Origin of the sequence: Butyrivibrio sp. INlla16 (genome assembly GCF_900104155.1) — a bacterium.
GTDB lineage: Bacteria > Bacillota > Clostridia > Lachnospirales > Lachnospiraceae > Butyrivibrio.
Genome location: NZ_FMYB01000022.1, coordinates 12905 through 31691 on the forward strand (window position 1 = coordinate 12905; position 18787 = coordinate 31691).

The window sequence follows — 18787 nt, forward strand, 5'->3', positions numbered from 1 at the left end:
GTGTTTATTTGATGTTAAGTGCTCACAATATTATTTAACATTTATTACTATTGTTGATTTAACTCCATTGTAGGCAGTTACGGTTATTATGGCTCTTCCCTTTTTCCTGGCTTTTACAAGGCCTGTGGAAGTGACCTTTACTATTTTCTTGTTGTCGCTCTTAAACTTGTAGTTATTGCAGGCAGCTCCTGAGTTAACCTTAGGATTTAACTGGTATGTATTACCCTTTTTAATAGTCTTCTTTTTAGGAAGTTTTACCAGTTTTGGTGCTTTCTTGGACTTCACCTTAATTGAAGCTGTGCAGCCATCCTGCGTCGCGGTTACAACCACATTCGCTTTCTTCTTGCTCTTGAGCTTACCGGCCTTGGTTACCTTAACAGCTGATTTCTTACTGCTGGTAAAAGTGACCTCATTCTCTCCGCAATAGAATCTTGGCATTATCGCCTCGCCGATACCGAGAACATATTTGGGATCAAGATAAAATACTGCACTGGCGCCTTCCTGAACACTTATAGGCTCATCTGCATTGGTGATAACTTCATTGCCATCGGTACTGAATATTTTTGAATAATCCCGTACAAGAATACCGGTTTCCGTGGAATTATTAACCTTATTTGCATAAAAGGTGTTTATCTCTGATGCATTGGTTACATCGTAACCGTTCTTGCAGTTGTTGGCTGCATTGTTATTTATCTCTGAACCTCTCGCATAGCGTATGTAGACGCCTGCCTCAAAGCCCTCCAGAGTGTTGCCCGTTATATGATAACCTGATGTATAGTAAGTTCCGTTATCAATCTCTGTGGACCCATTGGTTAACATACCACCTACCCTTATTCCGTAAGGATATCCGGTATTGATAGCAGTGCCCATGGTAATTGTATTTCCTGTTATCTCAAGATTGGCATTGAAGTTTTCGTCTGATGAATTCTTGTCATCGGCCTCTGCAATAGCATAGCCCTCTACAACAGAATCAATTCCGCGGCCCACATTAGTTATCATATTGTTGTAAATCTTCGAATCAACGTAATGAGGACATCCAATAGCATGGTTGGTTATATTACTTATGAGATTGTCGTGTATTGTAATGTTTTTATGATGATGTCCTACGATTGAGTTGTGGCTTCCTATAGCTCTGTAGACATCATTGAAGGTACAATTTGAGACCTCTACATTCATGCAGCAATAATCATCAAAAGGTCCCATAAGTGTAGGATCAGAGTCCGATCCAAGTGATATCCAGTCCTCATGGGCAGCGTCGATGTTGACTGCTTCATCATTGGGACTTCCGGGATATGTATAATGCTCAAAGCTGCACCTATTTACCTTTACATCCTTTGCAGCCGCTATCTCTATGCTATGTCCTCTTGAATTGGGAAATGCTACATTTTCTATGGTAAGGCCTGTGATATGGGCAAATTTTACTGTTACAAAACCCTGGTCACTAAAAGAGAATGCATTCGCATCTATTGTTCCGTTGACAATCGCCATGTTTTTGAAGCCGCCATAGCCGCTCTTATCATCTGCGGCGCCCTTTGCACCAATGATCATACCCCAGCATCTTTCGTTCAGGATATAGCTTCCATTTAAATCAAAGGTGGTATTGCTGCCAAGTCTTAAAGCTTTCTCAGGCTTTACCAGTGTATATTTTCCGTTCTGAGGAAGTCTTACGCGGTACTTCTCATTAGCCGAAGCATTCTTAGCTGCATATGTAAATGCCTGCTGAACATAATCATCAAAATCGTTCATGAGAGCATCCGCATCATTCAATTCAATAATCTGCTCTGTTCCGTAGGCTTCAGGTTCAAATGTATAAGTTGCCGCCAGCACAAGGCTATATACTGAGAAGGAATCAGCATCAAAGCTGACACTCATGGTATGCTCCGCTTTAGAATGCGAGTTTAAAACCATTGGCATATCGACAAGATTCCCATCCTCATCGTGATAAACTTCAGTATCCGGACAATCACCAAAGGGATTATCCGCATTTTCTTCTTCATTCTCTGCCTTAACAGGAGAGCACTCCGAATCATCGTCAAAATGCATTACAGTGATATCTGAAACACCGCAGCCGTCAGCCTCTGCCACCATATCGCGTGACACATCAAAGGATACTTTTACATCACCGTCTTTGGGCTGAACTTCATTATTCTCTTCATCAAAAAAGCTTATATCAAAGGATGATGAATAAAAAAGGGAATCGTTGCACTTATCATTGATAGCCCCGCTTAGTTCTTTTTCCTCATCCTCGGACAGATGCCTGACCGTAACTGTAACTCCATCCGGCAGCACTCCCTTATCGGCATGAATTGTTATACCGAATCCGTCCACCTCATCCTCATAGTCAAATTCAGTGGTGTAGGTATGGGGATCCTCTTCCTTATTCTCTTCGGAAGTATCGGCATTCCCATCGGAAACCTCTAAATTCTCGTCTTCGCCGGCATCATCATTTACGGTTATATCTTCTGTTGTATCCTCTGTGGCATCCTCTGTATCATCCGCCAAGGTCTCCTTAGCTTCTGCGTCATCAGTATTTTCATCAGCATCCTTCTGCTCCGTCTCTAAACCGGAAGTACTCTGCTCTCCCTCCGCTTTATCTTCATTTTCTGATGCTGCGTTCCCATCTGTTACACTCTGAAGACCTTCCTCTGCCCTGACATTTGTTCCGGTAACTCCGAACTGTCCCATGGCCAAAGCAGCCGCCAGAATCAAGCTGATAAACCTTTTTTTCTTAATCACTCCTTATACCCCGCTCTTTTCATAATAAATTTATGGCCCCAGCCTTCCTCATCCGTGATGAACCCAGGCATAAACCTCTCATATGCGCGCTTGTAAGCGCTGTCCCTGTGGAGTCCGTTTATGTACTTCTCCTGTGCAGGGAAAAACTCGTTGCATCTTTTGATGATCTCTTCCATATCGCATGCAGAATACGGAATTACAGGATCATTGAATTCAATCTCCTTTATCCTCTTATCAAAAGGCGTATTCTCCGCATGATCAGCGTCATCATAGATACTCGCAACCCGGTTTTCTTTAAGAAAATCCACAAAATTCCTGAAATTCGCCTCATGGACGCTATTTATGGAATTAAAATCAGACTTATGAACGATATCAATAAGATCCGTGTCCGGCTTAAGATCATTCATCGAAATATGGGTAAGGTTATGGAAATCCACAAGTTCCTGCATCCTGCCATCTTTCATCAAAATCAGTGAAGGCGTCCCTCCCAGCATTGAAGCGATATTTCCGTGAAGACGGGGACCTACACTAAGGTCAGCCTTGCTATTGTGTTCAATCCATGTGGGAACATTAAGGAAGAATCTTGCTTTCCCGGCTCTGAATATCTTATCGCTGATGTTTATGGGATAAGGATAGCCCTTAGCTCTGTAGGGCATTCCATAGTAAAGCTCATTAAGCTCTCTTCTAAGCTGCGGAACAAATACGTAGTTGTCGAATGAATCCGTAATCTTACGCATAAATTCATGTATCTCAGCACTTGTAATCATGCTGTTAGTAACTATCAGCTTCGACTGCTTGCCAAAATCCTGCGGTACACTTCTTAATGGCAGCTGGGATCCGTGAAAATAGAGTGAAGGACAGCCTATTGCCCTTACTTCACTACCTGAAAAGCCAAGGTTCTTTAAGTATTTTTCAGTATTTTCTCCGCGCACACCAAAAATGGCAGATCTTTTCAGAACCGCCTTAGCAAATCTTTTAACCTCTTTGTCATAGGAATGAGCCTCGGTGACATCCTCTCCCATTGGAATCTTCATACCGGAACCGATTACGACAACCCTTATTTTCAGCTTTTCAACAAAATTAGTCAGTCGCTTTAGGCTGGGTACAAAGCTGCTTCTGAATGCATCAGCAAGAGGAATGATGTAAAGATCGTACTTTTCATTGATCTCATCAATCTCTCTGCTGCTTGTCTGCCCTCTCTCAGGTCTGTAATAGTCCAGATCTATCTCGGTGCCTTCAGTCATGAGGATTCGGAAAATACTGTACAGATACACCATGTTCCCGGCATTACCGCCGAAAGTATCCTCAAGTATCTCCTTAGTAGCGCTAAAATTATCAAATGGGGACATACCCCCTCTTATCAGAATTCTCACTATAATAATGTCCTCAACAATTTTTCTATACCAAACCATTGTACCAAAGTTTATAAGTAATAAAAAGTTCTCCTTAATCATCAGAAAAAATCGATGACCGGGGGCCATCGATTTTTCCAAAAATAAGCACATTAGGATTTATTGTGAATGTTTGCAGCTATTATTTATTCCCCTTAACTTTCTGAGACTTGCAGCCTACTACTGCAACTACTGCATTCTTACTGTGGTTGGTCACAGTGTTGTTTGTTACTGTAGCCTTCTTTATCTTAGCTCCGTTTGAGCCTACGAAAATCGCCTGCTTTCCGCCTTCAACAGTGTTGTTCTGGATAGTAACCGTCATCTTGTTACCACTTCCCTGGTTGAGAGCATGGATACCTGATGAATAGTTAGCCTTCTTAGCGGAAGCCTTACTTATGATAGTATTACCTGTAACCTTCAGTCCGATGATATTGTAAGCCATGAGGCCTTCTGCCTTGTTACCTGTAATTATGCAGTCTGATATTGTAATATTCTTGTGGTACTTGTTCTGATACTTACCTCTGTCCTTCTTGCCTGCACCCTTAGCATTCTTAACGTCTGCATTGATACCGATGCCTCTGTTTCCGGTTACTTCACATTTGATTATCTGTACATTCTGGCAGGTTGAGCCATCAAGGCCTTTTCCTTCAAGAACATCACCTGCGGTAGCGGGAGAAGCGAGGTCAATCTGAAGCTGTTCTTCCTTGCCGTTGCTGCTTCCAAGAGGAGTAATCTTGCAGTTTTCTATAAGAACATCTTTGCAGGCAACAATTTCCACGGAATGGCTTCCGGCATTTGCACACTCAATAGTCATATTCTTTAACGTGATGTTCTTTCCCTGGGCAATCTTAAATGCACTTGTGATTCCGCCCTTACTATCCACAGATTTCCAGGTTCCGCCATTAATAGTAAGTCCTGCAATAGCACCATAACCGCCCGTTTTTTTATTGTCATCGGCATTAGATATAGCGCCTTTTGTGATGTAAATGGTAGCACCTTCAGCATTGATTGTAATATTTCTTCCTTTAGGAATCTTTATTGAATAAGGCAATGTATACTCTTTGCCTGATTGGAAAGTGAGCTCATCATTAGTTTCAAGCAAAGCAGCTATATAGTTTCCAAAGTTTTCGTATTCATACTGCTTACCGTCTGCGCCTGTCCTGGAGGGCTTTTCATTATTGGGTATTACATCAACAGCCTTAGCAGACACTCCACCTGTTACAAAAAGCATAAATCCCATAGCCGCAGCAGCCATCATAAGCTTCATGCCATCTTTTGCAAATGTACCTCTCATATAGTATGACCTCCTTCATAATCTCATGATACTTTCTGAGTAGATTCTCATTAGTATTTTTTACTGTTCACAGTAATTCTCACACTGTTGCCAATCATATTTTAAGTATGTGTTTGCAATAATTATCAGCTATACTATTTACATTCTCACAGACAAAATGACATCCGTCAATCACTCTATACCCTATTTAATGCTCTTTTAATATTCTGTTTAAACTTAAATCATTTTTTGCTACAGATATGAAAAAGCTTTCCCAAAATCACTTTCAGGAAAGCTTTTTTATTTCACCCTTTTTCATCAATAAGAGTATTATTTATTCAATTCAATTTTTCAAATTTCTTGGTTACAAAACCGGGAAGATATTTCTTGTAGCGGTTCAGAACTCTGTTCTGAGTCCTTATCCTCTCCTTGAGCTCCTCAATATAGCCTTCTTCATAATCAAGGTATTCCTCGATTCTGCGGATTCGCTCAGCCTCATCACAGGTGAGAATCGGAGTAATGGGCTCATCCCAGGTAATCTGACTGATCTTTTCATCAAAAATGGTCTTCTCCGGAGAGTTATATCCCTTAAATACAGAATCAATGTTATTCTGCTCAAGGAAGTCCACATAATGTCTGAAGTTTGCTTCATGAACATCCTCAATGCTGTATAGATTGGTTCTGCCGACTATCTCCTCGAGGGTTGTATTATCATCGATAACATCCGGTGTTGCATGAGGAAGCTTATGGTAATCGATAAGCTCCTTCATTCTGCCGTCTTTAACAAGAAGCACCGAAGGAATTCCGCAGTTGATGGACGCTATGTTGCCATGCATTCTGGCTCCGACACTAAGGTCTCTGTCCTTAACATAATCGAACCAGCTGGGGACATTTACAAAGAATCTTGCCTTATCACTTGTGAAAACTTCATCCGTTGTGCGAATCGGATATGCCGTATCCTCCTTGCGGTAAATTGCTCCAAGATACATCTCACGAAGCTCTCTGACAAGCTGCGGAATGAACGTGGCATTGGGATACTCAGTCAGAATTCTTCTGAGGAATCTGTTAATGTTCTCCGTGCTGAGCATGCTGGCATTAACAATGATGCCGGAATCCTTATTAATCTCCTTGGTAAGTCTCTTGAGCTTTAAATTAGCACCATGCAGATAAAGTGAGGGACATCCGATTGGTGTAAACTGGGTGCCCTCCTTAAAGCCGAGTCTCTTTAAGTAAGAGCCTGTAATCTCTCCTCTGACACCAACCATGGATGAATGATCAAGAACAGCAGAAACAAAATCCTTAACAGCCTGATCGCAGGGATGTTCATCGTTAATGCTGTCACTTATTCCGATCTTCATACCAACGCCCACGATTACTACCGGGATCGTCATCTTGCGAATAGCTCTTGTAAGCGCATTAAGGCAATTGATAAACGAATCTCTGAAGGCATCTGCAAGAGGAATGATGTACATGGAATATTCTTCATTGATACGCTTAATATCCTCTTCCGTGCTGTGGCCGCGTTCTATTATATATCTGTCCACATCGATCTCAACATCTTCGCCTGTCATGATGGATCTGTAAACACCATAGAGATACACCATATTGCCCGCGTTGGTTCCAAAGCGGTTATTCAGAATGATGTCACTGACATCATATTTATCGAAGGGAGACATACCTCCCCTGACTAAGATTTTTTTCATAAAGTATTGCACCTCATCTATAAACCGGTGTTTTAATCTGACTCAGACCGGTCTGTTTAATAGTGATTATTTCTTTATCAAATTTTCCAGAATTTCTTTAACTCTTATGGATGTATTACCATCACAATTTGATATGTATCTCTCACAGAAACGCTCAAGGGCAGAATAATCGTAGTTATCAATATCATTGACCTTCTGCAAAAGTTCCGCGTTACTGCTGCAGGTTATTTCAGGTAAAAGATTGTCATAATCGAAATAGAACTCCTGCTCCCTGCCAAAAGTAATTCTGTCGGGAGTCCATATAAACAATGGCTTCTTGATGATTGCAGCTTCAAACATCTGACTGCAGTAATCACCAACCACTATGTCGGCAATGGCGATAGCCTCTGTATGGGTAATAGGTGCCACATTTTTCCAGTCAATCTTATCCATCCTGACTCCGCCTGCGGAATCGGGCATAGCATCGCCGTCAAGGCTGTCGGCCTCCTGCTGAGCTACGCGCTGTGCAAGAACGAATCTGGGATCAAAAGCGAATCCTTCCAAATACTCGGATATCTCAAGTCTTCTTCCGGGTTTACCGTCGCAGACCATTCCGACGCATACATACTCTCTGGCATAGGCCTCATGCATCATTGTCATGACTCTATTAAGATACCCGGCAGCGGATTCTCTGTCCTTACAAAGGAACAGCACTATTTTCTTGCCGGTAGAATAGGGGCAGATTGTCTCAAGACGCTTTCTGGCATTTGCCTTGAACTCCTCATCGAAGAGCATATCTGTTGTTATATTACCGATATTAACAACCTTTCCGTCCTCGGCAAGCTTATAATTCTTAGCGAAAAGCTCATTGTCTTTCTCTGCGCTTCCCATAACCGCATTATACTTTGAACGTATAGGGAAATACTTATTCTCCTCAACGTTGTATCCACTGATTATTTCCTTAGAGCTTATCCACTTGGGATATAAAGGAATAAGTTCAGGGCTGATCTGAATAAGCTTTGTCTCTTCACGAAGCTCGATCATTCTTAGGATATAAGGCTCTCCGGAGCAGAATATTACTTTTGCTCCGGCGAGCTTGCTTACAAAGCTCTCGATGTTTTTAGCGTTATACGTAACATCCTTTATGATTTCGTATTGACCTTCATTCTCCTTTAATACCTTTTCAAGAGAATAGAAAACATCCCAGTCGGAGGCCTCATCAGGCAGAAATGCTACGCGATTTTCAATAACAGGTTGCTTTGCAGCCTTCCTGTATGCCGAAGCTGCTTTATTCATGAGCTTTTTCATTCGATCAATGCGCTTTTTCTCATCCCTGAACAGAATTTTTGCATCCGGCAGATCACAGAAGTCTCCTTCAACAGGGGCAGGTCTTCTGAACTGCTCTATATCATCCCCAAAGAATTCCTTCATGATTCTCTCAGTAGCATGTCCGTCACAGGCACTCATGAATTTTTCCCTGAATGCATGAACTTTTTCCCTGTCAAAGCGCTCATCTATATGCTCAATATAATCAACCATCTCTGAATTGGTGTAGCAAATCGGTCCGGGTGTCAGCTCATCATAATTGTAGTAAAAGCCTCTCCAGTCAAAATAGTTGGCCAGATCATATGCAAAGAAGATCATGGGCTTCTCAAATATTGAGAACTCAAATATCAGAGAGGAATAGTCCGTAATACAGATGTCCGTTACGCATAAAAGCTCTGAAATGCTCATATCATCCGTAAGATCCACCGCAAATTTCCTGTAGTCCGTAGGAATTGTGGGACGGATTTTTACAAGAGGATGATGCTTATAAACAAGAACATACTCGTCCTTGAACTTCTCATAGAATTTACCGATTTCAAGCATATCCGGAGTTATAGCACTTCTGGGCATACCTCTGAAGGTAGGTGCATACAAAATCACCTTCTTGCCCTTTGCCTGAGGCAGAATATCATAGAAATGATCCCTTGCGGCGTTTATAAAGGATTCCTTATAAAATACGTCCGTTCTGCTTATTCCTATACCCTTTACGCACTGAGAGTTATATTCCATACCCATTGCTTCGATATAGGCCCATTCAACCTCCGGGCTGCTGACTGTAACAGTGTGATACTTCGGATGAAGCTTGTATGTAGCTCTGTCTTTCTCAGTACCTCCGAATATCTTCTTTATGGTACTGTTGCCAAACTTTTTGAAGGCGCCTGCTCCATGCCAGGTATTAAGGACTTTCGTGCCCTTTCTTACTTTGAAACTTCCCTGTGTATTGCTGCTATCATTGTAGATCAGATATTTTGCGGTTGCGGCATCCTTAACGAAATCAATCTGTCTCTTAAGCTCAGCCGGCTTAAGAACAAATCCTTCTCTAAAGAAATGGCAATGTATATCCATGTTGTAGTTGCAGACAAGCTCATTGAATATCTCCTGATATGTATCGGTGAGATTACCAAATCTGATTTCCATGAATATTACTTTGTTTTCCTGTATCGGCTTTAATGCATAGAGATGATATAAAAACGGAAACAGCCATTTTCTGGTAAGCCAAAGCTTTACAGCACCTGCTTTACTTCTGTTCTCCAGCATGGTGCTTCTGACAACATTCTTACCGCTAACCTTTTTATTATTAAAGAAACTCATATATATCCTCTTCCAATTATAATTCCCTGACTAATTCGAGCGTGATATCGCCGGTATCGGAAATATTGACTTTATAAAGACCGTTAGCCTCTATGTCACTATTAAACATCTCCCAGAAGGATTCATCCAAAAACTGATCATGGGAATGAATCCAAATGTAAGTATACCCACCCGTCTTTATCATATCCGGGAATTCTTCTATGGTAGTATCTGTTTTGCAATTGAAAGTATAACTTCCCTTTTTATTGAACTCCCAGGGCGAATTCAGATAATTGCTCACCTGCTTGTCCATATAATAAAGTGCAACACACAGCGGATATTCATTCATATTTTCAAGAGAATATGCATTACTGAGCATATAGACTCTGTCATCTTCACCTATTATAGTTTTTATTTCTTCAACCTGCTCTTTTGTCCTATTGATTTTTTCATAGGTAGGATTCTCCCAATAGTGCAGTGAAGATCCCTTGAATATGATGTCTTCATTAAAATTAGATATCATAAGGACTAAAACCGCAAGTCCCAGCAAAGAAGTATTAGAAAGACGCTTTGCTCTGCCCTCCGACTGATCTGCAAAACTTTTCTCACTGACAATCCTTCTAAGCAGGAATGCAGACATGATAACGTACTCAAAAACAACCACAATCGACAGATATCTATATCCCGTAGCGTTTCTTATGCTCTCTTCGTATGAAAAGACGGAAACATAGCTCACATATAATCCGGCAATATATAACAGCATATAAATCGGGAAAGCAATGGTCTGAGCAAGCAATCTTCTTTTTTCTGCTTCCTCTTTGCACCATGAAACCATCACTGCCATAATAATTGTTATCATTATGGTAGCCTGTGCTGCCCTGAATGGCATATTGGGATTACTGGTCAGCGACTTTTCAAATATTGTATAAGGCAGACACAATGCGGTAAGTCTTGCCTTTTTTGATGAAAACGTAAGCGCCTCCAGAACTCCGTGCAAGTTGGCAGGAATAAAGGATTCTCCCAAGAGAAACCAAACAGCAGCTACAAGCACAATACCAATTGCAATAATAGCAACACCCTGTTTCCATCTGCGCTTTAGTATCGCTCCGATGGAACTGCCGTTTTTCCTCTCAATACTGTCAATAACAATGAAGGCCAGAGTGAACAACCACATTAAAAGTCCGACTCCCCACTTGATTCTGGCCACAAACACAAGGAGCGGTATCATCAATAATCCGTTCCTGAATCTGATGATAAGCCCCAAAAGCTTATTACCGGATGCAGCGATTTTGTCTGTATCAGTTTTATCACCGCCTATTATATACCAAACCATGCAGGTTCCTGCAGCCCACATCGCGCAGGGAACATCCACATACAGACTTTTATAGGGCTGAACATAAAGACTAAAAAGTCCTGCATATACCAGCAAAACATATAATAATCCCTTATACCAGTCCTTCCATTTCAATCTAAGGAGGGGAAGCACTGCCGCTATAGCTGACAGCATGAATCCCGAAGAATACATATATCCTTCATTGTATCCTCCAAGGATCTGGAAAAATGCCGAAAACAAGCTTGTTTCCGGCGGAACAAGTGCTGAGCCGATGAAGTCTCCATCCACCGGAATAAAATTGTTCTCATACATGTACTTAACTTCTGCAGCCCACTGATGAAAATCATCATATGTCTGTATGAAATCTCCATGAAAAGCGACAATACCAGCCAGTGACAAACCTATAAAAGCAACAACTCCTACGGAAAAGAAACCTTTTCTGTCTCTGCCCTTCAATATAAATAACAATAATCCTATCAGTGACAGAGCAAAGTATATCTTAGCTCCGGCACTAATTCCGGCGGTCAGTCCAAAGACCTGCAAAACAACTATAAGCGTAATTGCCGAGTACGCAACACTTAGTTCTCCCTCTATGCGCAGGAGAGCATAGTATCCCATACCGCAGCAAAGCAGCATACATATCCCCGCTACCATCATAACCGTAGACAAATCAGTTCTCCTCCATAATTACCGTACTGCCCGTCTTACTTTCTATATGCTTCTATGCGATCACCAAAAAACATATCTATAATTCTCTCTGTAGCATGACCGTCACAGCCGCTCATGAATTTCTCTCTAAAGTCATGAACCGCCTTTTTATCGAATCTGTCCTCTACATTTTTAATATAGTCAATCATTTCCTCGTTGGTCCTGCAAACAGGTCCGGGAGTCATCTCATCATAATTATAATAGAATCCTCTCCAATCGCAGTAATTTTCGAGGTCATATGCAAAGAACACCATTGGTCTCTCAAAAATGGAATACTCATATATCAGTGATGAATAATCAGTAATACAGATATCTGAGACGCAAAGAAGATCCGAAATAGCCATGGTATCAGTGACATCCTTGGCAAATGCCTTAAATCTGTCATCCACTACCGGACGCTTTGCCTTTTTCACAAGAGGATGGTGCTTTATCAGCACCACATACTCATCCGAAAGCTCTTTATAGAAAAGCTCCAGATCAAGCTCATTTGGCGTCTCTGCCCTTTTCATTCTTCCTCTGAAGGTCGGAGCATAGAGTATTACTTTTTGGCCTGCTGCTTCGGGAAACTCACTTATAAGTTTATCCTTTGCACTATCGATGTACTCCTTACGGTAAAAGACGTCTGTCCTGCTAAGTCCAACGCCTTTTATGCTTTCAGAATCCTTTTCCTTGCCAAGGGCCTCAACATAGGCCCATTCAACCTCGGGACTTGATACAGTGAACAAATCATAGTGAGGATGAGCATTATATCTTAACTGTTCTTTCCTGCTGCCGCCAAAAATCTTATCAGCTGTGCTAAGGCCGAACTTTTTAAAGGCGCCTGCACCATGCCAGGTATTAAGTACTCTTGTACCTTTTCTGACCTTAAAAGCTCCCTGCGTATCACTTGCATCGTTATAAATAAGAAATGCAGCTGTTGCAGCATCCTTCACAAACGCTATCTGGCGTCTTATGGTCTCTTTATTGGAGACAAATCCCTGCAAAAGGAAATGGTAGTGGATATCCAGATTGTAGTCCTGTTCAAGAACCCGGATTATCTCTGTAAAATTATCCGTTACTTCTGAAAATCTGCCCTCCATAAAAAGTACTTTATCTTTTTTTATTGGCCTTAATGCATTTATGTGATACACCAGCGGAAATACAACTTTCCTTGTAATCCACCTGACCACATGTTTCTTTTTAAGCCTTTTCATCTGCTCTTCTCTTTTCCATCAGCCGTTTAGATAACTCTTCTTAAGGACCTCAGGGTGCTTTTCTCTAAGATACCCTATTGCTGTGTTAACAGCATCTTCATCAGGTGCATCCATAAGCATCTTCCTTAAAACGGAATCCTCATTTTCAGACTCTCTTTTCTTTCTGACCTTGAAATCAGCTGCAAGCTTCTCAATATCACTTCTGTTCTCAGGTAGTTTCCTGGTCACAAGGAACTCTTCATAAGCATCCATGTACAGTTCAACTTCATCGGTAAAAGCGATCTGTTTGCCGTGATCAAGCCACAGCATCTTATTGCACAGCTCTCTGACCTGAGTAGCGGAATGTGAAACCAGCATACCTGTTATTCCGCGGCCAAGGATTTCTTTCATCTTGTCGCCACTCTTTTTTCTGAATGCACCGTCTCCGACAGACAGTACCTCATCCAGTATGATTATGTCAGGATCTACAAGGCATGCGATAGAAAATGCAAGTCTCGATTTCATTCCACTTGAAAGCTGCTTAAACTCGTAATCCTGGAATTTCTCCAGTTCAGCGAACTTGATGATCTCATCGTATTTCTCATCAAGAAAGTCTCTGGTATATCCAAGCATGGCTCCGCGAAGGTAAGTGTTTTCCCTGACGGTCATATCCATGTCAAAGCCGCTTGCAAGCTCGAGAAGAGCCGCAATATTACCCTTTACCTTAACCTTGCCCTCAACAGGGAGAAGTATTCCGGAAATAGCCTTGAGAAGCGTACTTTTACCCGCGCCATTGGTTCCGACGATACCAAGCATATCTCCCTTTTCAAGAGAAAAAGTCACATTTCTGTCGGCCCAGAATTCCTTTATATGATAGTTGCCTCTAAGCTTTCTTACAACATACTCTTTAAGCCCTATCGCTTTGAGGTCACCTTTTATATATCTGATACTAACGTTATCACATTGAACAATTGCCATATTATTACCTTCTTAGCTTACATGTAGTACACGAACTCATGATTATAACGTTTATAGATCCACGCACCTATCGCCAGGTAGAAAAGCGCATAAAATGCACATAATAAGTGATACTGCGGCGACGGTATAATGCAATCTATACATATTGTCCTGAAGTACTTGATCATTACATACACCGGGTTAAGTAAAAACAGCGGCTGGAACTTCTCCGGGAAGCGACTAACCTGATAGAATATTGCAGATAAGTATGTAAGCAGTGTAAGGAATACTTCATACAAATACTGAATGTCACGGAAGAATACGAAAAGCGCCGACAGTATCATTCCGATTCCGACATTCATGATCGTCAAACAGATCACAGGATAAATAAGTAATAACATACGCGGGCCAAACTGTATCTTGTCAATTATACAGAACAGGAAAAATACCAGCATCGTCAGCATGAAATTTACCAGCGCAGATACATTCCTTGATAACAGGAAGAGATATTTGGGTACATTTATCTTCTGTATTATCTTGGAATTTTTCATCAAGCTTGCCATGCCATTCTTGGTTGCTTCCTTAAAGAATGACATTACTATGTTTCCGGCAAACAAATATGTTGTATAATGCGGAGCATTCCTTCCAAAGAATCTGGTAAACACCATCTTCATAACCAGGAGATGCAAAAGAGGTGAAAGGATACTCCATGCCATTCCCAGTACCGTTCTCTTATACTTCTGGTTGAAATCTCTCTTTACAAGCTCCTCAAAAAGAAACTTGTACTTACGCATATTTTTTGTTGTTCTTTTTATAGTTCCTTCAATCATTAAATCCTACCTTTTATAACCCGGCTTTAGTCTACCTTATATTCAAAAAAATCATCCAGCCTGTTCTTTTTATCAAACAGATGATTGTAGCTAAGCCACTGATACGTTTTTATTTGCTCATAGTATTTCGATGTATCATCGTCTACCGAATAATACTTCCCATCAGCATCCAGATATCCGTTAATATTTATTATCGGAACATCCTTCATAAGGTCAACTAAGAACTTATTATATCCGCTTTGCTTCATTCCCGCCACTTCCATTGTCAGCGACTGAAGATAGTTAGCGCTAATATCAGCATTACTGTAGCTTTCTTCATCTATATCATAGTTGGCCCATATAAAATAGGACGTATGATACAGGCTGAAGGATTCCTCATCAGTAAGCGTCTTTTTGCTCTTCCCGAGAATGGTATCATAAAACTCATTGCTTAATCCCGGTTCATGATCTCCGAAGAATACAATAACTGTCGGTTCATCAACATTCGAAAAATACCCGACCAGTTTTTCCAATGCTCTGTCGCTCTCATGAACAAGATTTATATAAGAGTTTATCTCCTGTGTGTCATATTTTTCATCTTCTATCCCAACGACATAATCTAGATTCTCAAACACATGATCGTAAGGACTGTGATTCTGCATGGTCACATTGAAAATATAAAAGGGTTCGTCACTCTCTTTGCGGGCATTCTCGTATTCCTCTATGATTCTGTCAAAATCAACCTCATCGCGAACGCGCCCGCCGATGGTCGGTACATCTTCCGCAAAATCGTTTATAGATATGTATCTATCAAATTGCAAATAATTATAAACGTTTTGACGATTGTATCCACTGGGATTAAAGGGATGCATCGCAAGAACCCTGCCATAGCTGTCCGCCTTCAGATTGGATGTAACGGAAGGCATAAAGCTCTTAATATATAGCTGAAAAGGTGTCGTTCCGGCAGGTAAAAACGCCTTTGAATCGCCTGTCAAGAATTCAAACTCCGAATTGGCTGTCTGCCCTCCGAACACGGATACATACAGCTGTCCCTTAATGGTGTTCTCTTCGAGGCTGTCATAAAAAGGCATCACCGGAATATCCGTATTAAGCTCTCCCAATTCCTGCAGATCGGCAAAGGCTTCATCCATAACAACAATTACATTTGGCCTTACATAACCATCATCACTTATAGAATCCGACTCATATGCGCTGCATCTGTCCTTAAGCTCGTCTATCGAATATCCGTCTGGCTTATCTATAACCATAATGCGAACACTTCTGGCCAGCGTGAGGATACCACCATATTTATTGTAGGATTTAATCGGCATAAAGGTGTTAATTGACACCCTGTTATTCTGAAGAAAATCCGTAAAAAACAAAACATAACAGCTTCCCGAAAAAACTACCAGATACAGTGCTGCTATCACTGCCCGTACTTTGAACTTAACCTCATCATTTTTCCGAAAGCAGAATATGCAAAAGCTGATACACGAAAGCAAAAAAATAAGCGCCATGAACTGCCTTATCCCTATAACGAACACATAACTGTCGATGACATTCATGGCTGTTCCTACAATCGCTATATCTCCGGCAAGAATAGGAATCTGCCTGTATAAAATTACCAGGTAATTCCCGACTCCGAACATTACGGACAAGAGACCTGTAATGCAAACAGACACCCCAAGGGATAATGTCAGCGCGTATATAAGAAGAAATATCAGCAGGTAAAGCGCATAATTACCAAGTAAATACTTGAATTTCACACTAAAAGTAAAATCTGTATCCATCGCTTTTTCAGTAATAAAAAAGCATATTGCCGGAAATACAAGCATTATGGGTACAAATAAATATTTGTTAACGACCTCCTTTACCCGGTCGCCCCAAAAGGGAATCGTCACTGAAAACGCGAAGAACAGCAGAGATAGCAACTGATATCTTTTTCCTGTCCAATCAGTAACTCTAAGTGCCAGTATTGCCGTTATAAGCACAACTATCAGCACATAAATATATTTGAAAATTCTGTCTTTATCATTTTTAATACTAATCATAGTTCTCTCATAGCTTTGACTAAGGCTTTATCTCTGATATGCCTTCATGTCATGAGTCTTCCTTTTATCCTCCGGTGGAAGACACATATAATCACCAAACAGATTCGTCAGGTATTCATGCCAATATGAGGTTGCCAAGAACTTATGTCCCTCAAATTCAACCTCAATGGATTTCTCATAGGCATCTCTTGGAATAGCCTCTTTAGTCCCGTAAAGACCCTCTGTCACAATTCCGACCCAGTCAGACTTTTCATATACATTCTTCCTTGCCATATCAACTATTTTATAGTTATATCTGTCGGTATTTATTATATGAGCTATTACGGACAGCACCGGTTTAACAAGCTTTTTTCCAAGGCTCTTACCCTCAAAGGGTCTTACATACTTCATCTGAACATATTTGCGATATTTTGTGACTGTGTCAAATAATTGTTTTGATTCTTCCTCTTTTTCGGGAATTCCGTCGACAGGAAGAAGATCTATCCAGAGATTGTCGTTTTCACTGTCCTTGAAAAAGTCATTGTGTACCACATATCTTTTATCAAGGACCTTAATGAATGGAAATCTTGATGTTCCGTTCTCAAAACAAACTATTCTCATCCATTCGGGCATATTCAGCTTTTCATCCCTTACAAGCCCTGCAAGTCTCATATATTCAGGTCTTGCCATGCAAATATCGATGTCATCATCCCAGGGAATAAAGCCCTTATGACGGATTGCCCCAAGTAGAGACCCCCCGCATAAATAGAATTTCAGATCATGTTCATTGCACAATTTCTGAAATTCCACCAATATATTAAATTCGACTGCTTTTATTTCTTCTAATGTTAATTTTTTCATTTTCTGTATTTTTCAATAGACGGCTCAAAAAATTCAGCTATTATTCTTTCTGTAGCATGTCCATCACATGCGCTCATGAATTTCTCCCTGAAGTTATGAACAATGCTTTTGTCAAAACGCTGATCTATATCGGCGATATATTCTATCATCTCTTCATTCGTTTTGCATATCGGTCCGGGCGTCATCTCTTCATAATCATAGAAAAAGCCTCTTTTATCGTAATATTCATCAAGATCATAGGCAAAAAACACCATGGGCTTCTCAAGTAATGAATACTCAAATATTACCGAAGAATAATCAGAGATCATTATATCCGATACAAAAATCAGATCTTCTACAGGAAGCGTATCTGTCACATCATATGCAAACTCAGAGCAGTCCTGCGGTATCTCTGGTCTGTTTTTCACAACCGGGTGATGCTTTATAAGAAGTATGTATTCATCACCGAGTGCCTCGTAAAACTTCTTAACATCAATCTTATCAGGTGCACTTGCTTTAGTAATACGTCCCCTGAAGGTCGGAGCATAGGATATGATCTTTTTACCCTTTGCCTCCGGAACCATATTATACAGATTCTCGAAAGCCTTCTTCTTGTGCTCTTCTTTATAAAACACATCCGTGCGGGATAGTCCCAATGGCCTTATGCAACCTGGATTCTTCTCTTTTCCCATAGCTTCCACAAAAGCCCATACGACCTCCGGAGAACTTACGGTTACAATATCATAATCAGCATGCTCTGGATAACGCTCAATGCTCTTTTCCAGGCTGCCTGATGACTTATCCTCTCTGCTGAGACCGAATCTTTTAAAGGCGCCTGCCCCATGCCATGTATTTAATATACGCTGTCCTTTTCTCTTCCTTATACAAGCCTGAATATCTCTTCCTTCACTATAGATAAGATACTTGGCTGTGGCAGCATCTCTCATGAAATCCATCATTTTAACATGTACTTCATCCCTGCTGAGTGTCCCTATATGCAGGTAATGACAATGTATGTCCAGATTGTATTTTCCCTTCAGTTCTTTGTAAATCAGCCTGAATGAATCAGACAACTCAGGATATCTGAGTTCAAGAAAAACCACTTTATTTTCCTTGAGAGGCGCAAGTGAATGGATATTAAAAAGTAATGGATACAGTACTTTTCTGGTATAGTATTTTCGAATTTTGCGATAGGTTTTTCCTGCCACTTAATTTCCTCATCAATAAATCTTTACATAAA

The 18787-nt window shown here is 40.8% G+C and carries 12 protein-coding genes; all 12 read right to left on the minus strand.

Annotated elements, in window-relative coordinates:
* Window positions 1–30: 30 nt before the first annotated feature.
* Window positions 31–2736, minus strand: coding sequence for an Ig-like domain-containing protein (locus BLR42_RS11530; protein ID WP_091869202.1), 2706 nt, complete (start codon window positions 2734–2736; stop codon window positions 31–33).
* Window positions 2733–4085, minus strand: coding sequence for a polysaccharide pyruvyl transferase family protein (locus tag BLR42_RS11535; RefSeq protein WP_207648538.1), 1353 nt, complete (start codon window positions 4083–4085; stop codon window positions 2733–2735). Before BLR42_RS11535 ends, BLR42_RS11530 begins: the two co-directional genes overlap by 4 nt.
* A gap of 184 nt (window positions 4086–4269) precedes the next feature.
* Window positions 4270–5421, minus strand: coding sequence for a right-handed parallel beta-helix repeat-containing protein (locus tag BLR42_RS11540; RefSeq protein ID WP_091869206.1), 1152 nt, complete (start codon window positions 5419–5421; stop codon window positions 4270–4272).
* Between the two features lie 317 nt (window positions 5422–5738).
* Window positions 5739–7103: a polysaccharide pyruvyl transferase family protein gene (locus tag BLR42_RS11545; RefSeq protein ID WP_091869208.1), complete on the minus strand. Its 1365-nt coding sequence runs from the start codon at window positions 7101–7103 to the stop codon at window positions 5739–5741.
* Window positions 7104–7169: 66 nt separating this feature from the next.
* The gene (locus BLR42_RS11550; RefSeq protein WP_091869210.1) at window positions 7170–9719 is read right to left on the minus strand and encodes a CDP-glycerol glycerophosphotransferase family protein; all 2550 of its coding nucleotides are present in this window, start codon (window positions 9717–9719) and stop codon (window positions 7170–7172) included.
* A 16-nt stretch (window positions 9720–9735) separates the two neighbouring features.
* Window positions 9736–11700: a hypothetical protein gene (locus tag BLR42_RS11555; RefSeq protein ID WP_139165147.1), complete on the minus strand. Its 1965-nt coding sequence runs from the start codon at window positions 11698–11700 to the stop codon at window positions 9736–9738.
* 35 nt (window positions 11701–11735) lie between these two features.
* Window positions 11736–12932, minus strand: coding sequence for a CDP-glycerol glycerophosphotransferase family protein (locus BLR42_RS11560; RefSeq protein ID WP_091869215.1), 1197 nt, complete (start codon window positions 12930–12932; stop codon window positions 11736–11738).
* An 18-nt stretch (window positions 12933–12950) separates the two neighbouring features.
* Complete coding sequence (locus BLR42_RS11565) at window positions 12951–13889, minus strand: ABC transporter ATP-binding protein (protein WP_091869217.1); 939 nt, start codon at window positions 13887–13889, stop codon at window positions 12951–12953.
* 17 nt (window positions 13890–13906) lie between these two features.
* Entirely contained in the window at window positions 13907–14698 is a 792-nt protein-coding gene (locus tag BLR42_RS11570; RefSeq protein ID WP_022762299.1) for an ABC transporter permease, read from the minus strand.
* A 26-nt stretch (window positions 14699–14724) separates the two neighbouring features.
* Complete coding sequence (locus tag BLR42_RS11575) at window positions 14725–16728, minus strand: LTA synthase family protein (protein WP_091869219.1); 2004 nt, start codon at window positions 16726–16728, stop codon at window positions 14725–14727.
* 27 nt (window positions 16729–16755) lie between these two features.
* Window positions 16756–17568 (minus strand): LicD family protein, encoded by an 813-nt coding sequence (locus BLR42_RS11580; RefSeq protein ID WP_022762297.1) that lies wholly within the window; start codon window positions 17566–17568, stop codon window positions 16756–16758.
* Window positions 17565–18755 (minus strand): CDP-glycerol glycerophosphotransferase family protein, encoded by a 1191-nt coding sequence (locus tag BLR42_RS11585; RefSeq protein WP_091869222.1) that lies wholly within the window; start codon window positions 18753–18755, stop codon window positions 17565–17567. The genes BLR42_RS11580 and BLR42_RS11585 overlap by 4 nt, the downstream gene beginning before the upstream one ends.
* Window positions 18756–18787: the final 32 nt, after the last annotated feature.